This window comes from Streptomyces sp. NPDC058674, from assembly GCF_042716505.1.
Lineage (GTDB): Bacteria > Actinomycetota > Actinomycetes > Streptomycetales > Streptomycetaceae > Streptomyces.
Genome location: NZ_JBHXSC010000016.1, coordinates 56408 through 70681, shown reverse-complemented (window position 1 = coordinate 70681; position 14274 = coordinate 56408). Strand labels below are relative to the sequence as shown.

At 73.3% G+C, this 14274-nt stretch carries 15 protein-coding genes; 4 read left to right on the top strand and 11 right to left on the bottom strand.

The window, feature by feature from the left end; genetic code table 11:
- Positions 1-62 precede the first annotated feature (62 nt).
- From ACFWU6_RS11435 to ACFWU6_RS11415, 5 genes are all read right to left on the bottom strand, one after another.
- Positions 63-1361 (bottom strand): DUF6986 family protein, encoded by a 1299-nt coding sequence (locus tag ACFWU6_RS11435; protein ID WP_383801698.1) that lies wholly within the window; start codon positions 1359-1361, stop codon positions 63-65.
- Between the two features lie 163 nt (positions 1362-1524).
- Entirely contained in the window at positions 1525-2499 is a 975-nt protein-coding gene (locus ACFWU6_RS11430; RefSeq protein WP_383801701.1) for an electron transfer flavoprotein subunit alpha/FixB family protein, read from the bottom strand.
- Positions 2500-2592: 93 nt separating this feature from the next.
- Positions 2593-3378 (bottom strand): electron transfer flavoprotein subunit beta/FixA family protein, encoded by a 786-nt coding sequence (locus tag ACFWU6_RS11425; RefSeq protein ID WP_383801704.1) that lies wholly within the window; start codon positions 3376-3378, stop codon positions 2593-2595.
- Positions 3379-3579: 201 nt separating this feature from the next.
- A complete protein-coding gene (locus ACFWU6_RS11420; RefSeq protein ID WP_383801706.1) occupies positions 3580-4110 on the bottom strand; it encodes a flavin reductase family protein in 531 nt (176 codons plus the stop codon).
- A 235-nt stretch (positions 4111-4345) separates the two neighbouring features.
- Positions 4346-4672, bottom strand: a complete 327-nt coding sequence (locus ACFWU6_RS11415) for a TlpA family protein disulfide reductase (protein WP_383801709.1) — start codon at positions 4670-4672, stop codon at positions 4346-4348.
- A gap of 234 nt (positions 4673-4906) precedes the next feature.
- Here ACFWU6_RS11415 and ACFWU6_RS11410 point away from each other — a divergent pair, with 234 nt between their 5' ends.
- On the top strand, positions 4907-5629 hold the full coding sequence (locus tag ACFWU6_RS11410) for a lysophospholipid acyltransferase family protein (RefSeq protein WP_383801712.1): 723 nt from the start codon (positions 4907-4909) through the stop codon (positions 5627-5629).
- Positions 5630-5788: 159 nt separating this feature from the next.
- On the opposite strand, the gene ACFWU6_RS11405 is transcribed toward ACFWU6_RS11410, so the two are convergent.
- Entirely contained in the window at positions 5789-6355 is a 567-nt protein-coding gene (locus ACFWU6_RS11405; RefSeq protein WP_383801715.1) for a CGNR zinc finger domain-containing protein, read from the bottom strand.
- Between the two features lie 90 nt (positions 6356-6445).
- Here ACFWU6_RS11405 and ACFWU6_RS11400 point away from each other — a divergent pair, with 90 nt between their 5' ends.
- The gene (locus ACFWU6_RS11400) at positions 6446-7708 is read left to right on the top strand and encodes an MFS transporter (protein WP_383980541.1); all 1263 of its coding nucleotides are present in this window, start codon (positions 6446-6448) and stop codon (positions 7706-7708) included.
- Here the strand turns inward: ACFWU6_RS11400 and ACFWU6_RS11395 are convergent.
- The 4 genes from ACFWU6_RS11395 to ACFWU6_RS11380 are packed head-to-tail and all read right to left on the bottom strand — an operon-like array spanning position 7644 to position 11571.
- Positions 7644-8249, bottom strand: a complete 606-nt coding sequence (locus ACFWU6_RS11395; protein ID WP_383801721.1) for a transglutaminase family protein — start codon at positions 8247-8249, stop codon at positions 7644-7646. The two genes, ACFWU6_RS11400 and ACFWU6_RS11395, sit on opposite strands and share 65 nt — an antisense overlap.
- Positions 8250-8303: 54 nt before the next feature.
- Positions 8304-9380 carry a threonine aldolase family protein gene (locus ACFWU6_RS11390; protein WP_383801724.1) on the bottom strand — a complete coding sequence of 359 codons (1077 nt, stop codon included), beginning with the start codon at positions 9378-9380 and terminating at the stop codon, positions 8304-8306.
- Positions 9377-10138, bottom strand: coding sequence for an SDR family NAD(P)-dependent oxidoreductase (locus tag ACFWU6_RS11385; protein ID WP_383801790.1), 762 nt, complete (start codon positions 10136-10138; stop codon positions 9377-9379). The genes ACFWU6_RS11390 and ACFWU6_RS11385 overlap by 4 nt, the downstream gene beginning before the upstream one ends.
- A gap of 26 nt (positions 10139-10164) precedes the next feature.
- Positions 10165-11571 (bottom strand): DUF6421 family protein, encoded by a 1407-nt coding sequence (locus ACFWU6_RS11380; protein ID WP_383801727.1) that lies wholly within the window; start codon positions 11569-11571, stop codon positions 10165-10167.
- A gap of 505 nt (positions 11572-12076) precedes the next feature.
- Here ACFWU6_RS11380 and ACFWU6_RS11375 point away from each other — a divergent pair.
- Entirely contained in the window at positions 12077-12769 is a 693-nt protein-coding gene (locus tag ACFWU6_RS11375) for a glycerophosphodiester phosphodiesterase (protein ID WP_383801729.1), read from the top strand.
- A 111-nt stretch (positions 12770-12880) separates the two neighbouring features.
- Here ACFWU6_RS11375 and ACFWU6_RS11370 read toward each other — a convergent pair whose 3' ends face one another.
- Entirely contained in the window at positions 12881-13420 is a 540-nt protein-coding gene (locus tag ACFWU6_RS11370) for a GNAT family N-acetyltransferase (RefSeq protein WP_383801732.1), read from the bottom strand.
- Positions 13421-13566: 146 nt separating this feature from the next.
- Between ACFWU6_RS11370 and ACFWU6_RS11365 the strand changes: the two genes are divergently transcribed.
- Complete coding sequence (locus tag ACFWU6_RS11365) at positions 13567-14259, top strand: DUF5134 domain-containing protein (RefSeq protein ID WP_383980539.1); 693 nt, start codon at positions 13567-13569, stop codon at positions 14257-14259.
- Positions 14260-14274: the final 15 nt, after the last annotated feature.

The following is a 14274-nucleotide window of genomic DNA, read 5'->3' as shown; positions in this document are numbered from 1 at the left end:
GGCGGGCCGTGCGGCGCGAGGCCCGGCCGGGGGCGTTCGGCCGGGTCCCGCGTGCGGCTCGGTCAGCCGGTCGCCGTCAGGGTCGCGGAACGGCGCGGGATCGCGAACGCGTCCAGTTCCGCGCGGGTCAGGCCGGTCAGGGCCGTGACCTCCTCGGCGCCGACGGCGCCGCAGTCGAGGCCGCGGACCAGGTAGCCGGCCAGGGCCTTCGCGGTGGCGGGCTCGTCCATCACGTCGCCCTCGATCTTGGCCACGTACGCCTTGAGGCGGGCCGCGGCGGTCTCCAGGCCCTCGCGGTAGAAGGTGAAGACGGCCGCGTAGCGCGTGGGCAGGTGCGCCGGGTGCATGTCCCAGCCCTGGTAGTAGGCGCGGGCCAGGGCGCGCCGGGTCAGGCCGTAGTGCAGCTTCCAGGCCTCGTGCACGTGCGCGGTGGTCCCGATCGGCAGGACGTTGGTCGAGCCGTCGGAGACGCGTACGCCCGTGCCGGCGGCGGCGACCTGCATGATCGCCTTGGCGTGGTCGGCGGCGGGGTGGTCGCTGGACTGGTAGGCGGCGGAGACGCCGACGCAGGCGCTGTAGTCGAAGGTGCCGTAGTGCAGGCCGGTGGCGCGGCCCTTGGCGGCCTCGATCATCCGGGCGACCGTGGCGGTGCCGTCGGAGGCCACGATCGACTGGCTGGTCTCGATCTGGATCTCGAAGCCGATCCGGCCCGCGCGCAGCCCGCGGGCGGCCTCGAAGGCCTCCAGCAGCTTGACGAAGGCACTGACCTGCTCGGCGTACGTGACCTTCGGGAGGGTCAGGACGAGGCCGTCGGGGAGGCCGCCGTGCTCCAGCAGGCCGGAGAGGAAGACGTCGGTGGTCCGGATGCCGCGGTCGCGGACGTTGGACTCCATGCACTTCATGCGGATGCCCATGTACGGGGCGTTGGCGCCGTTGGAGAAGGCCTCGGAGACGAGGCGGGCGGCGCGGGCCGCGGCCTGGTCCTCCTCCTCGTCGGAGCGGACGCCGAAGCCGTCCTCGAAGTCCACGCGGAGGTCCTCGATCGGCTCGCGCAGGAGCTTGGCGCGCACGCGCTCGTAGACCGGTACGGCCAGCTCGTCGGAGATGCCGAGCACCTCGGCGAAGGCGGCGGCGTCCGGGGCGTGCTCGTCGAGCGCGGCGAGGGCCTGGTCGCCCCAGGAGCGGATGGTGTCCGCGGCGAAGACGTCACCGGGCACGTAGACCGTGTGGATGGGCTGGCGGGTGCCGGGGTCGCCCGGGTAGTGCCGCGCGAGTTCCGCGTCCACCGGCGCGAGGGAGGCGCTGATGCCCTCGCTGACCGCGCCTGCGAGGCTCGTCGCCACCTTCTCCTGCTGACCCATCGTGCACTCTCCTCTTTTCCGCTTCACGGAAGGTTAGATCCGCATAGCAGAATTTAGCCACGGGGTTCCGCCCCGTCAATGGTGCCCCCGCCGTCCTGGACAAACGACTCGGGGCCGCGCGGTGAGAATCACCACACGGCCCCGGGGACGGCGTACCTGCAGGTCAGCCCTTGCGGACCTTGATCTCGTCGGTCAGCTGCGGGACGACCGAGAAGAGGTCGCCGACCACGCCGTAGTCGACGAGGTCGAAGATCGGGGCCTCGGCGTCCTTGTTGATGGCGACGATGGTCTTCGAGGTCTGCATGCCGGCCCGGTGCTGGATCGCGCCGGAGATGCCCGACGCGATGTACAGCTGCGGGGAGACCGACTTGCCGGTCTGGCCGACCTGGTTGGAGTGCGGGTACCAGCCGGCGTCGACTGCGGCGCGCGAGGCGCCGACCGCGGCACCGAGGGAGTCGGCGAGCGCCTCGATGATGCCGAAGTTCTCGGCACCGTTGACGCCGCGGCCGCCGGAGACCACGATCGCGGCCTCGGTCAGCTCCGGGCGGCCGGTGGACTCGCGCGGGGTGCGGCCGGTGACCTTGGTGCCGGTGGCCAGGGCGCCGAAGGTGACGGCGAGCGCCTCGACGGCTCCGGCGGCCGGGGCGGCCTCGACCGGGGCCGAGTTGGGCTTCACGGTGATGACCGGGGTGCCCTTGGAGACCCGGGACTTGGTGGTGAAGGACGCGGCGAAGGCGGCCTGCGTGGCGACCGGGCCCTCGTCACCCGCCTCCAGGTCGACGGCGTCGGTGATGATGCCCGAGCCGATGCGCACGGCCAGGCGGGCGGCGATCTCCTTGCCCTCGGCGGAGGACGGGACGAGCACGGCGGCGAGGGAGCCGCCGGCGGACACCGCCTCGTACGCGGCCTGGAGCGCGTCCACCTTCGGTACGACGAGGTACTCGGTGAACTCGGGGGCGTCGGCGGTGAGGACCTTGACCGCGCCGTGCTCGGCGAGCACGGCGGCGGTGGCGTCCGCGCCGGAGCCCAGGGCGACGGCGACGGGCTCGCCGATGCGGCGGGCCAGCGTCAGCAGCTCGAGGGTGGGCTTGCGGACGGCGCCGTCCACGTGGTCGACATAGACGAGAACTTCAGCCATGGGACTGCTCTCCTGCGATTGCGAAGTGTCTGGGGGCTAAGAGGGGTTGGCCGGAGCTCCTGTCGGGAGGGCTTCCGGCCGGCCGGGCCGGGCCTAGATGAACTTCTGCTCCGCAAGGAAGCCGGCCAGCTGCTTGCCGCCCTCGCCCTCGTCCTTGACGATCGTGCCCGCGGTGCGGGCCGGGCGCTGCGCCGCGGAGTCGACCGCGGTCCAGGAGCCCGCCAGGCCGACCTCGTCGGCCTCGAGCTCCAGCTCCTCGAGGTCCCAGGACTCGACCGGCTTCTTCTTGGCCGCCATGATGCCCTTGAAGGACGGGTAGCGGGCCTCGCCCGACTGGTCCGTCACCGAGACGAGCGCCGGGAGGGAGGCCTCCAGCGTCTCGCTCGCGGTGTCGCCGTCGCGGCGGCCGGTCACGGTGCCGTCCTCGACCTTGACCTCGGAGAGCAGGGTGACCTGCGGGACGCCCAGGCGCTCGGCCAGGATCGCCGGGAGGACGCCCATGGTGCCGTCGGTCGAGGCCATGCCGGTGATGACCAGGTCGTAGCCGGCCTTCTCGATCGCCTTGGCGAGCACCAGCGAGGTGCCCATGACGTCGGAGCCGTGCAGGTCGTCGTCCTCGACGTGGATGGCCTTGTCGGCGCCCATGGACAGCGCCTTGCGCAGCGCGTCCTTGGCGTCCTCGGGGCCCACCGTCAGGACGGTGATCTCGGCATCGTCGGCCTCGTCGGCGATCTGGAGCGCCTGCTCGACGGCGTACTCGTCGAGCTCCGACAGCAGGCCGTCGACGTCGTCGCGGTCGACGGTCAGGTCATCGGCGAAGTGCCGGTCGCCGGTGGCGTCGGGCACGTACTTCACACAGACAACGATCCTCAGGCTCACGCCGGCTCTCCTACCGCATCGTCTTTTTCTGATACCGCCTTGTGCAGGCAGCATAGGCGCCTCGTCGGGCGGACCCCTGTCGGGGCGGCCCGCGCTCCGATGGGAATGTTACTCGCCAGTACACCGCGCGTCCCCGCAAGTGGCAAGGGCGGTGAACTGTGATCTGCCCAACGCCGCCCGACCCGCCCCAACAGGGACGATTCAGTCGCGCAACGCGTTGAAGCGTCCCTGGTGGTACAGCAGGGGACGGCCCTCCCCGGCCGGGTCCCCGGCGACCACCTCCGCGATGACCACCCGGTGCGCCCCCGCGGGCACCCGGGCCACCACCCGGCAGGCCACCCACGCCAGGACGCCGTCCAGCACCGGTACCCCGTGCGGGCCCGGGACCCACCCGGTCCCGGGGCCGAAACGGTCGGCTCCGCTACGGGCGAACAGACCGGCGAGTTCCTTCTGGTGCTCGCCGAGTATGTGGACGCCGAGGTACTCGCTGTCGCGGACGGCGGGCCAGCTGGAGGCGCCGGTGCCGATGGTGAAGGAGAGGAGCGGCGGATCGGCGGAGACGGAGTTGAGCGAGGTCGCGGTGAACCCGGCGGGGCGTCCGCCGTCCCGGGCGGTGACGACGGCGACGCCGGCGGCGTGCTGCCGGAACACCGAGCGCAGGAGGTCGGGCGAGCCGGGCAGGCCCGCGCCGGGCCGGTCGGAGGCGGCCGTCTGGGCGGTGGGAGCCGTCATGGGGTGTCTTCCTTCTGCCACGGGCGGGGCACTGCTGAGGTCGGGGCCGGGGTCGGTCAGTGGCCCGGACAGCGCGCGCCGGCGTGGCGGACGAGGTCCACGTGGACCCGCCCGTAGAGCAGGAGTTCATACCGCATGCGGTCAGCCTGGCGATCTCCCGTGTACACAGTCAAGCGGGAGCGGCCAGATGTCGGGCGCGTCACGCTGCGTGCGGGCGCGCGTACCGGCGTATCCGTCATGCGACCGCCGCTCCGAGCGCGGCGATCACGTCCGCCTTGCGCGGCATCCCGGCCGCGCGCCGGACGATCCGCCCCGACGCGTCCAGCACCAGCACGGTCGGGGTCTTCTCGATCCCGAGGGCCCGGACCAGGTCCAGCCGCTCCTCGGCGTCGATCTCGACGTGCGCGACCCCCGCGACCATCCCCGCCACCTCGGCCAGGATGCGCCGGGTGGCCCGGCAGGGCTGGCAGAACGCACTGGAGAACTGCACCAGGCTGGCCCGCTCCCCCCGCTCCGCGCCCAGGTCCCCGGCGCCGAGCCGCACCTCTTCGTTCCCGAGCACCCCAACTCCCGTCGCCGCCGGTGTCCGCGTACCTCCACCCGTACGCCGTCCTCTGATCGGAGCGTATGGCGGGCCCGGCGCATTCCCTGCGTGACGAGAATCTCTCCGGGCAGGAGCGTCTGGGCTGGCCAGCAGCCCCCGTATGGGGCACCATCCCCCATGGCCGCGTAACCTACGCTGCCGTAACTTCCGGCCGGGAGCACCTCCCCAGGCAGAAAGCGGGGTCTCCGCATCATGGCTGAGTTCGTCTATCCTCCGGTGATCGGCGCCGCGCACGGACTGTTCCGCGCGCTCGACATCCGCATCGACATGGAGGGCACCGACAACATCCCGCGCACGGGCGGGGCGGTGCTGGTGTCGAACCACATCGGCTATCTCGACTTCATCTTCGCCGGCCTGACGGCGCGGCCGCAGAAGCGCCTGGTGCGCTTCATGGCGAAGGAGTCGGTCTTCCGCCACAAGGTGTCCGGTCCGCTGATGCGCGCGATGAAGCACATCCCGGTGGACCGCAAGCAGGGTGAGACGGCGTACGCGCACGCTCTGGACTCGCTGCGCTCCGGCGAGATCATCGGGGTGTTCCCGGAGGCCACGATCTCGGAGTCCTTCACGCTCAAGAGCTTCAAATCGGGTGCGGCGCGCATGGCGCAGGAGGCCGGTGTCCCGCTGATCCCGGTGGCGCTGTGGGGCACCCAGCGGCTGTGGACCAAGGGCCGTCCGAAGAACCTCAAGCGCAGCCACATCCCCGTGACGATGCGGGTGGGCGAGCCGATGGACGCCCCGGCCGACCAGTACGCCGGCGCCATCACGCGCCGGGTGCGCGACCGGGTGCAGGAACTGCTGGACGCGGCGCAGCGCGCCTACCCGGCGCAGCCGAAGGACGCCTCCGACGCCTGGTGGCTGCCGGCCCACCTCGGCGGTACCGCGCCGACGGCGGCCCAGGTGCGCGAAGCCGGCTGATCCACGGCGCCGCCGACGGCGGCCCGGAGGTCCCGCCCCGTGTTCGCGGGCGGACCACCGGGCCGCCGCCCGCCCCCGGTCGACACGGCGCTCGGCCATCCGCCCTCCCGGTCCTGCGCCGTCCCGGTCCTCGGCCCCCGGTTCTCCGTCCCCGGGCCCTCACCGCTCCGGGGCGGCCCCGCCCTCGCGCCGCCGGCGGCGGTGGGCGGCGACGCGGACCCGGGTGGCACAGGTGGCGGAGCAGTAGCGGCGGGTACTGCCCGGCCCGGGGCCGAGGAAGAACCGCCCGCACCCCTGGGCCGCACAGGCTCCCCAGGTGATGCGCCCGTGCTCGCCGAGCAGCCGAGCCAGCACGAGGGCCCCCGACGCCAGGTACCAGTCCCCCCAGCCGGCCTCCTCGCCCCGGTCCACGTGCAGGTGCCAGGGGTGGCCGTCGTGCCGGGTCAGCCGGGGCCGTCCGCCGCACTCCTCGAACAGCGCGTTGAGCGCCCCGGCGACGCGGTCCTCGTCGGTCTCGGCGAGGAGCCCGGCCATGCGCCGCGCCGCCGCGCGCAGTTCGGCGGCGGCCGTCTCGGTGAAGGTGTGCTCGCTCAGGTCGACGGGCCGCTCACCGTGCGCCGCAAGGAGCCGGGCGAGGTCGGCGCGCGGCAGTTCGGGATCCGCGCGGACCGCCTCGGCGAGGTCGACCAGCCGCCGGGCCGCCGAGAAGCCCTCCGGATCCGCCATCCCGGAATCCTTTCCTCATACACCTGACCGGCGTAACGTCTTGCCCTCTCATCACGTTACACACCTGGCGTACTGCGGGAGGGGTCCGGCATGAGCGGGTTCGGGCGGTACCTGGGGGCGGCGCTGGCGGCGCGCTTCGCCTCCGAGGGCATGGGCATGGCCGTGGTGCTGCTCGCCCTGGAGCGCACCGGGAGCGCGGCGTACGGGGCGTTCGTCCTGACGGCCTGGCTGGCCCCGCATGTCCTGGCCGCACCGCTCGCGGGCGTCCTCGCGGCCCGTGCCCGCCGGCCGAGGGTTTTCTACCCGGGCACCCTGGCGGGCTTCACGGCGGCCGTGGCGGCTCTGGCCGTGCTGCTGGGGCGGGTTCCGATGCCGGCGGTGGTCGCGGTGGCGGTGCTCGGCGGCACCTGCGGCCCGATGGTCACCGGCGGGCTGTCCAGCCTGGTCGCCGGGCTGGTTCCCGCGGGGGCCGCGCGCGACCGGGCGTACGGCTGGGACGCCTCCACCTACAACGCGGCCGCGGTCACGGCCCCGGCGGTGGTCGGCCTGGTGGCCGCGGTGGGGTCGGCGGGGCCCGCGATGGCGGTCCTGGCGCTCTCCGGCGCGCTGGCCGCGGCCCTGGCCGCCACCCTTCCGTACGGACACGAGGACGCGGGCCGGGACCACCCCGCGCACCCGGTCGAGGGCCCGCCCCAGCGCTCCCGGGCCGGGATGGGGGCGGGGCTGGCCGCCCTGTGGCGGGTCCGCGAGCTGCGCGCGGTCACCTCGGCCACGACGCTGGCCTTCATCGGCATCGGCTCGCTCACGACCACCTCGGTACTCCTGGCCGCCGAGCTCGGCAGTCCGCGCGCCGGCGGCGTGCTGATGACCGCCTTCGCCCTGGGCGCCCTGGGCGGCTCGCTGACCCTGGGGCGGATGACGTCCGTGGAGCCCGGCCGACTGGTGCGGTGGGCTCTGGCGGCGACCGGGGTCGCCCTGGCCGGGGCGGCGTTCGCGCCGTCCGTCGCCGTCACGGCGGTGCTGTTCGCGGCTGCCGGGGTGTGCGACGGTCCGGTGCTGACGGCCACGCTGCGGATCCGCTCGGAGCACGCCCCGGACGCCGTGCGGACCCAGGTGTTCACCCTGGGCGCCGGCCTGAAGCTCACGGCCGCGTCGGCCGGTGCGGCCCTGGTGGGGATCGCGGCCGACGCTCCCGCGTGGACGCTGCTGACCGGGATCGCCGGGCTGCAGCTCGCGGCGGCCCTGCTGCACGCGCTGGTGGCGGCGCGGGGGCCCGTACCGGGGTCGGTCACAGGGCCGTCGGCAGCTTCCGCCACAGCTCCCGCAGGTCGGCGGAACCCTGGAGGGCCTTGAGGGCCGCCGGGTGCGCAGCCGCGTACAGCCGGGGGTAGTCGCTCTCGCCGAGTGCGGGGCGCACGGGGAAGGCCAGCCGCTCCTCGCCGAGGCTGAACCGGGCGTCGACACCCGGCTTGTTCCCGCGCGGGTCCTGGCGGGACCAGCGCCCGCTGCCGGGCAGCCGCAGGGCGATCAGGCCGTGGACGGTGTGGCGCGTGCCGGCGCCGTCGTCGGCGAGGCGCTGGTAGCACAGGGCCGTCGGGATGCCCCGGGCGCGCAGCAGGGCGGCCAGGGCGTGGGACTTGGCGTAGCAGATCCCGTTGCGCGTGGCGAGGACCTCGGAGGCCCGCCAGGGCACGCGCGGGTCGCCCGAGTCCGCCGAGTGGGCCACGGCGTCGCGGACGTGGGCGAAGGCGGCCTCCGCGTAGGCACGGGCATCGCCGGCCGTGGCGGCCCGCAGGGCGTCGGCGGTTTCGCGTACCAGCGGATGGTGGTGGTCGATGACGTCATCGGCCGCCAGGTAGGCGGCCAGGTCGGGTTGCTCCTGGATCAGTTCCATGATCCAGGAGCATACCTATGCATTACTCCGCATGACTATCGATTAGTGCGGGGGTCAGCGCGACAGCTCTTCCTTCAGCGCCTGGAGGAAGCCGTCCACGTCCTCCTCCTGGGTGTCGAAGCCGCACATCCAGCGGACGTCGCCCGCGGCCTCGTCCCAGAAGTAGAAGCGGTAGCGCTTCTGCAGCCGCAGCGACACCTCGTGCGGCAGCCGGGCGAACACCGCGTTCGCCTGCACCGGGTAGAGGATCTCCACGCCGTCCGCCTCGCGCACGCCGGCGGCGAGCCGCTGCGCCATCGCGTTGGCGTGCCGGGCGTTGCGCAGCCACAGGTCCTTGGCGAGGAGCGCCTCCAGCTGTACGGAGACGAACCGCATCTTGGACGGCAGCTGCATCGACATCTTGCGGACGTGCTTCACGTGCCGGACCGCGTCGGGGTTGAGCACCACCACGGCCTCGCCGAACATCATGCCGTTCTTGGTGCCGCCGTACGACAGCACGTCGACACCGACGGTGTTGGTGAAGCTGCGCATCGGCGCGTCGAGCGAGGCCGCGGCGTTGGCTATCCGGGCCCCGTCCAGATGGACCTTCATGCCCATGCCGTGCGCGTGCTCGCAGATCGCCCGGATCTCGTCCGGGGTGTACACCGTGCCCAGCTCGGTGTTCTGGGTGATGGAGACGACCTGCGGCATCGCCCGGTGCTCGTCCTCCCAGCCCCAGGCCTGCCGGTCGATCAGCTCGGGGGTGAGCTTGCCGTCCGGGGTCGGGACGGTGAGCAGCTTGAGCCCCGCCATGCGCTCCGGCGCGCCGCCCTCGTCCACGTTGATGTGGGCGCTCTCGGCGCACACCACGGCGCCCCAGCGGTCGGTCAGGGCCTGGAGGGCCATGACGTTGGCGCCGGTGCCGTTGAAGACGGGGTACGCCTGTGCGTACGGCCCGAAGTGGCTGCGGAAGACCTTCTGCAGGTGTTCGGTGTACTCGTCCTCGCCGTAGGCGACCTGGTGGCCGCCGTTGGCCAGTGCGACGGCCTCCAGGATCTCCGGATGCACCCCCGCGTAGTTGTCGCTCGCGAAGCCGCGCACCGCCGGGTCGTGGTGGCGGCGGGCGTCGGTCTTCGAGGTCGCGGTCCTCACGGTTGCGGAGTGAGCCACAGACGCTGTCCGTTCACATCGGGGGCGGGCCGGTCCCAGACGCCGGCGATGGCCTCGGCCAGCTCCTTGACGTCCGTGAAGCCCGCGAACTTCGCATTGGGTCGCTCGGCGCGCATCGCGTCGTGCACCAGTGCCTTGATGACAAGGATGGCAGCCGCGGCGCCCGGCCCGTCCTCGCCCCCGGCCTTGCGGAAGGAGTCGGCCATGGCCAGGGTCCAGGCCTCGGCCGCCGCCTTGCCCGCGTTGTAGGCGGCGTTGTTGGCGACCGGCTTGTGCGCACCCGACTGGCTGACCAGCACGTACCGGCCGCGGTCGCTGCGCAGCAGGCCGTCGTGGAAGGCGAGCGAGGTGTGCTGGACCGTGCGGATCAGCAGCTTCTCCAGGAAGGCCCAGTCCGCGAGGTCGGTCTCGGTGAAGGAGGAGCTGCCGCGCCAGCCGCCGACGAGGTGGACCACACCGTCGACCCGGCCGAACTCCTTCTCGATCTGCTCGGCCCAGGCCTTGGTGGCGGCCAGGTCGAGCAGGTCCACGGTGTCACCGGTGATGGTGGCGCCGCCGTGGGCGTAGCGGGCCGCGTCCACGGCCTCCGCGAGCCGTCCCGCGTCGGCGTCGGACGCCACGACCACCGCGCCCGCCTCGGCGAGGCGGAGCAGGGCGGCGCGGCCGGCGGGCCCGCCGGCCCCGGCCACCGCCACCACCGCTCCGTGCAGGATTCCGTTGCCGTTCCCGGAGCCGTTCATCTGTGCTGCCTCCTGTGGGCGGTCACTCACGCTGCGACCCGATCGGCCTGTTCGGCGTTGAGGGCGGTGATGCCCTTGGTGGAGGCGATCACGCCCTTGAGCTTCTTGGCGAGGGCCTCGTAGAACATGCTGAGCGGAAACTCGTCCGGAAGCACGTCGTCGACGAGCTTGCGCGGCGGCTGCGTCAGGTCGAGGGCGTCGGGGCCCTTGGCCCACTTCGACCCGGGGTGCGGGGCGAGGTACTCGGCGACCAGCTCGTACGCCTTGAACCAGTGCACGAGCTTCGGGCGGTCGATGCCGGCGCGGTACAGGCCCTCGATCTCGGCGCACAGCTGGTTGGTGACCTGCGGGGCGCGCATCCAGTCGATCTTCAGCTTGTTGTCCGTCCAGCGCACCACGTCGTGCTTGTGGAGGTAGGCGAAGAGCAGCTGGCCGCCGAGACCGTCGTAGTTGCGGTTGCGGTCGCCGGAGACCGGGAAGCGGAACATCCGGTCGAAGAGGACGGCGTACTGCACGTCGCGGCCGTGCTCGTTGCCCTCGGACTCCAGCTTCACGGCCTCCTTGAAGGCGGTGAGGTCGCAGCGCAGCTCCTCCAGGCCGTACATCCAGAACGGCTGGCGCTGCTTGATCATGAAGGGGTCGAAGGGCAGGTCGCCGTGGCTGTGGGTCCGGTCGTGGACCATGTCCCACAGGACGAAGGCCTTCTCGCAGCGCTCCTGGTCACCGACCATGGCGGCGATGTCCTCGGGCAGTTCGATGCCCAGGATGTCCACCGCGGCCTCGGTCACCTTGCGGTAGCGGGCGGCCTCGCGGTCGCAGAAGATGCCGCCCCAGGTGAAGCGCTCGGGGGCCTCCCGCACCGCGATGGTCTCGGGGAAGAGGACCGCGGAGTTGGTGTCGTAGCCCGGCGTGAAGTCCTCGAAGGTGATGCCGAGGAACAGCGGGTTGTCGTACCGGGTGCGCTCCAGCTCGGCCAGCCACTCGGGCCACACCATCCTGAGCGCCACGGCCTCCAGATTGCGGTCCGGGTTGCCGTTCTGCGTGTACATCGGGAAGACCACGAGGTGCTGGAGGCCGTCGGCGCGCTCGGCGGCCGGCTGGAAGGCCATCAGGGAGTCGAGGAAGTCCGGCACCCGGAAGTCGTCGGCGGCCCACTTGCGCAGGTCGGCGACGAGCGCCCGGTGGTACGCAGCGGCGTGCGGGAGCAGCGGCGACAGGGCCTCGACGGCCTTGATCACCCGCTCGACGGCCCCGAGGACGGTGGCGCGCGCGTGGGCGCCCTCCCGCTCGAAGTCGATGGAGCCGTCCTTGGCCTGCCAGGGGCGGATCTCCTCCACGGCGGCCTTGAGCTCGGGCCACGCCGGGTGGTCTACCACCCGCGCCCCGGCGGTTATCGCGGCACCGCCGGCACCCGGCACAAGAGTTTCCGTCATGTCACTTCCTCCACAGGAGAACCTCACGTCGGCACAGAGTAGGCATGTGGAGCTCTCCCACTCAAGAGGTATCTCGGGAAAATATCCTGCGCCACCCCCTGTTCAGCGGGAAGTCTTCCTGCGATTCAGTGTGGAAGCCACGCCTCCGCCCAGTGTCGCCACGGTACTTCGAGCCGCGCGCGCAGTGCTGGGACCGAGGACGTGCGCGCCGACCGGCGCTACGGGACCACCCCCGGCGGGCGGCGCCCGCCGCGGGACCGGTCCCCTGGGACATGGCCCGTCAAGCCGGCGGGGACGCGCCCACGGCCGGGTGACGCGCTGCGCCCCTCCGCGCCGCCCCGGCACCGCGGGACCCGGACGGGGAGCGGCCTGTGCGCCCCGTCCGGGTCGCTGCACGGGCGGTCCCCTCACCACCGGGGACCACTAGCATGCGTCCTCATCGCGCGCGGACGGCCGGGACACCGGGACCGCGCGGGGAGCCGCCGTCGACGGAAGCGAGAGAACCTTGACTTTCCTCACCATCGGTCACCGCGGGGTCATGGGTGTCGAACCGGAGAACACCCTGCGCTCCTTCGTCCGCGCGGAGCGTTCCGGCATGGACGTCATCGCCCTGGACCTCCGGCTCAGCAAGGACGGCGCCCTCGTCGCCCTCCACGACCCCGAGGTCGACCGGACCACCGACGGGTCGGGGGCCGTCGCCGACCTGACCCTGGCCGAGCTGCGCGGGCTCGACGCCGGCCGGGGCGAGCGCGTACCGGTCCTCGACGAGGTGCTGGACGCCGTCCGCACTCCGATCCAGGCGTGGGTGCGGGACCGCGCCGCCGCGGGTGCGCTCGCGGAGCTGCTCCCGCGCCGCGACCTCACGGCACGGGTGGAGGTGGCCTCCTCCCACGACGATCTGCTCACCGAGACGGCCCGGCGGGTGCCGGGCGTACGGACCACGCTGTACGCGGACGTCGTCGCCGGGGACACCGGGGCGCTCGTGGAGCGGGCGCGGGCGGCCGGCGCCGCGACGGTCGCCCTGGACATCCGCCGGATCAGCCTGGAGGCCGTGGAGGCGGCGCACACGGCCGGGCTGCGGGTGACGGGCCGGGCGGTCGACACCCTGGAGCTGCTGCGCCTCGCGCGGGCGCTCGGGCTGGACGGCGCCGCGACCGGCTTCCCCGAGGTCCGCAGCACGGGGCGGTTCACCGCCTGACGCGGAGCGGCGCCGCCCGGGGCGCGCGACCGGCGCGCGATCCGGCGCCGGCTCAGCCCCGTGTACCCGCACGGACCCCTGTTCGCCGCGCGTACCCGCACGGGCCCCGGTTCAGAGCGGCTTGACTAGGAGCTCGAAGGCCAGGTCCGTGCGGAGCGGGACCCCGAAGCGCTCGTCACCGTAGGGGAAGGGGCTCAGCTCGCCGGTTCGCCGGTAGCCGCGGCGCACGTAGTAGGCGATGAGCTCCTCCCGTACGTTCACCACCGTCATCCGCATCTCCGCGGCGCCCCACACCTCGCGGGCCCGGCGCTCGGCCTCGGCCAGGACCTCCTTGCCGAGACCGGCGCCCTGGAGGCCGGGGCGGACCGCGAACATCCCGAAGTAGACGTGGTCACCGCGGTGTTCGAGCTGGCAGCAGGCCACGAGCTCACCGGCGCGCTCCACGACCACCAGGGTGCTGTCCGAGCCGGCGATGATCTGCCGGACGCCCTGGGCGTCGGTGCGCCGGCCGTCCAGGAAGTCGGCCTCGGTGGTCCATCCCGCGCGGCTGGCGTCGCCGCGGTAGGCGGACTCGACGAGCACCACCAGCTCGTCCACGTCCGCCTCCACCGCGGTGCGGAACTGCAGGGCTGCGGGGTCGGCGGTCGACATCGGGGGCTCCGTTCTGCGCGGTGGCATATGACATGCCCGGTACGACGGAGAGAGCCTATCCCGGGGCGGCGTGCGGGCGGTTCGGGGCGGGCATCTCTCCCCGTGACGCCGACGAACCGGGAGGTTCCGCCGTGCACGGGTTCGCCATGTCCGCTTCCGCCGTCTCGCCTTCCGGCATCTCGTCTTCCGGCATCCCGCCTTCCGCCTCCGTCACCTCCTGGCTGCTGGTACTGCTGTGCGCGGCGAGCGGCGCGTACTGCCTGGTCCGAGCCGGCCGGGCCGCCCGGGACGCGCGCGGCGCGGCGGCGGGAGAGGCGGCGATGGGCCTGGGCATGGCCGTGATGGCCGTGCCGTCGGGGGTGGGGGCCTGGGGCCCGCCGCTCCTGCTCGCGGTCTTCTGCGCGGCCGCGGCCCACGCCCTGTGGCTGATGCGGGACGGCGTGCACCACGCGCACCACCTGGTGGGGTCCCTGGCCATGGCTTACATGGCCTACATGGCCTGCATCGCCCTGACCGCGACGGCCGGCGCTGCCGGGCCGGGTCCCGGGGGCGGGCAAGGCGGCGGACACGGGGACGCGCACGCCACGGGACCGCCGCTCGTGACGGGGGCCCTGCTCCTCTACTTCGCCGGGTACGTGCTCCTCGGCGGGGCCCGCCTGGTGGCGGCGGGCAAAGACGCGGGGGTCGCCACCGGGGAGGGCGGAGGGCCGGGCGGGCGGCCGGCGGCGACTGCGGCTGAGGCTGAGGCTGGGGCTGCGGCGCCGAACACGGCCGAGCTGACCCGGGCCTGCCGACTGGCCATGGGCATCGGGACGTTGGCCATGCTGCTCACGATGTGACGGCGCCGGCGGACG

What these genes read in the sequence shown, in the direction of transcription:
- ACFWU6_RS11380 (WP_383801727.1), bottom strand. Translation starts at nt 11,571, where the DNA reads ATGACGGAAACTCTTGTGCCGGGTGCCGGCGGTGCCGCGATAACCGCC.
- ACFWU6_RS11385 (WP_383801790.1), bottom strand. Translation starts at nt 10,138, where the DNA reads ATGAACGGCTCCGGGAACGGCAACGGAATCCTGCACGGAGCGGTGGTG.
- ACFWU6_RS11435 (WP_383801698.1), bottom strand. Translation starts at nt 1,361, where the DNA reads ATGGGTCAGCAGGAGAAGGTGGCGACGAGCCTCGCAGGCGCGGTCAGC.
- ACFWU6_RS11395 (WP_383801721.1), bottom strand. Translation starts at nt 8,249, where the DNA reads ATGGAACTGATCCAGGAGCAACCCGACCTGGCCGCCTACCTGGCGGCC.
- ACFWU6_RS11370 (WP_383801732.1), bottom strand. Translation starts at nt 13,420, where the DNA reads ATGTCGACCGCCGACCCCGCAGCCCTGCAGTTCCGCACCGCGGTGGAG.
- ACFWU6_RS11400 (WP_383980541.1), top strand. Translation starts at nt 6,446, where the DNA reads ATGAGCGGGTTCGGGCGGTACCTGGGGGCGGCGCTGGCGGCGCGCTTC.
- ACFWU6_RS11405 (WP_383801715.1), bottom strand. Translation starts at nt 6,355, where the DNA reads ATGGCGGATCCGGAGGGCTTCTCGGCGGCCCGGCGGCTGGTCGACCTC.
- ACFWU6_RS11410 (WP_383801712.1), top strand. Translation starts at nt 4,907, where the DNA reads ATGGCTGAGTTCGTCTATCCTCCGGTGATCGGCGCCGCGCACGGACTG.
- ACFWU6_RS11430 (WP_383801701.1), bottom strand. Translation starts at nt 2,499, where the DNA reads ATGGCTGAAGTTCTCGTCTATGTCGACCACGTGGACGGCGCCGTCCGC.
- ACFWU6_RS11365 (WP_383980539.1), top strand. Translation starts at nt 13,567, where the DNA reads ATGTCCGCTTCCGCCGTCTCGCCTTCCGGCATCTCGTCTTCCGGCATC.
- ACFWU6_RS11420 (WP_383801706.1), bottom strand. Translation starts at nt 4,110, where the DNA reads ATGACGGCTCCCACCGCCCAGACGGCCGCCTCCGACCGGCCCGGCGCG.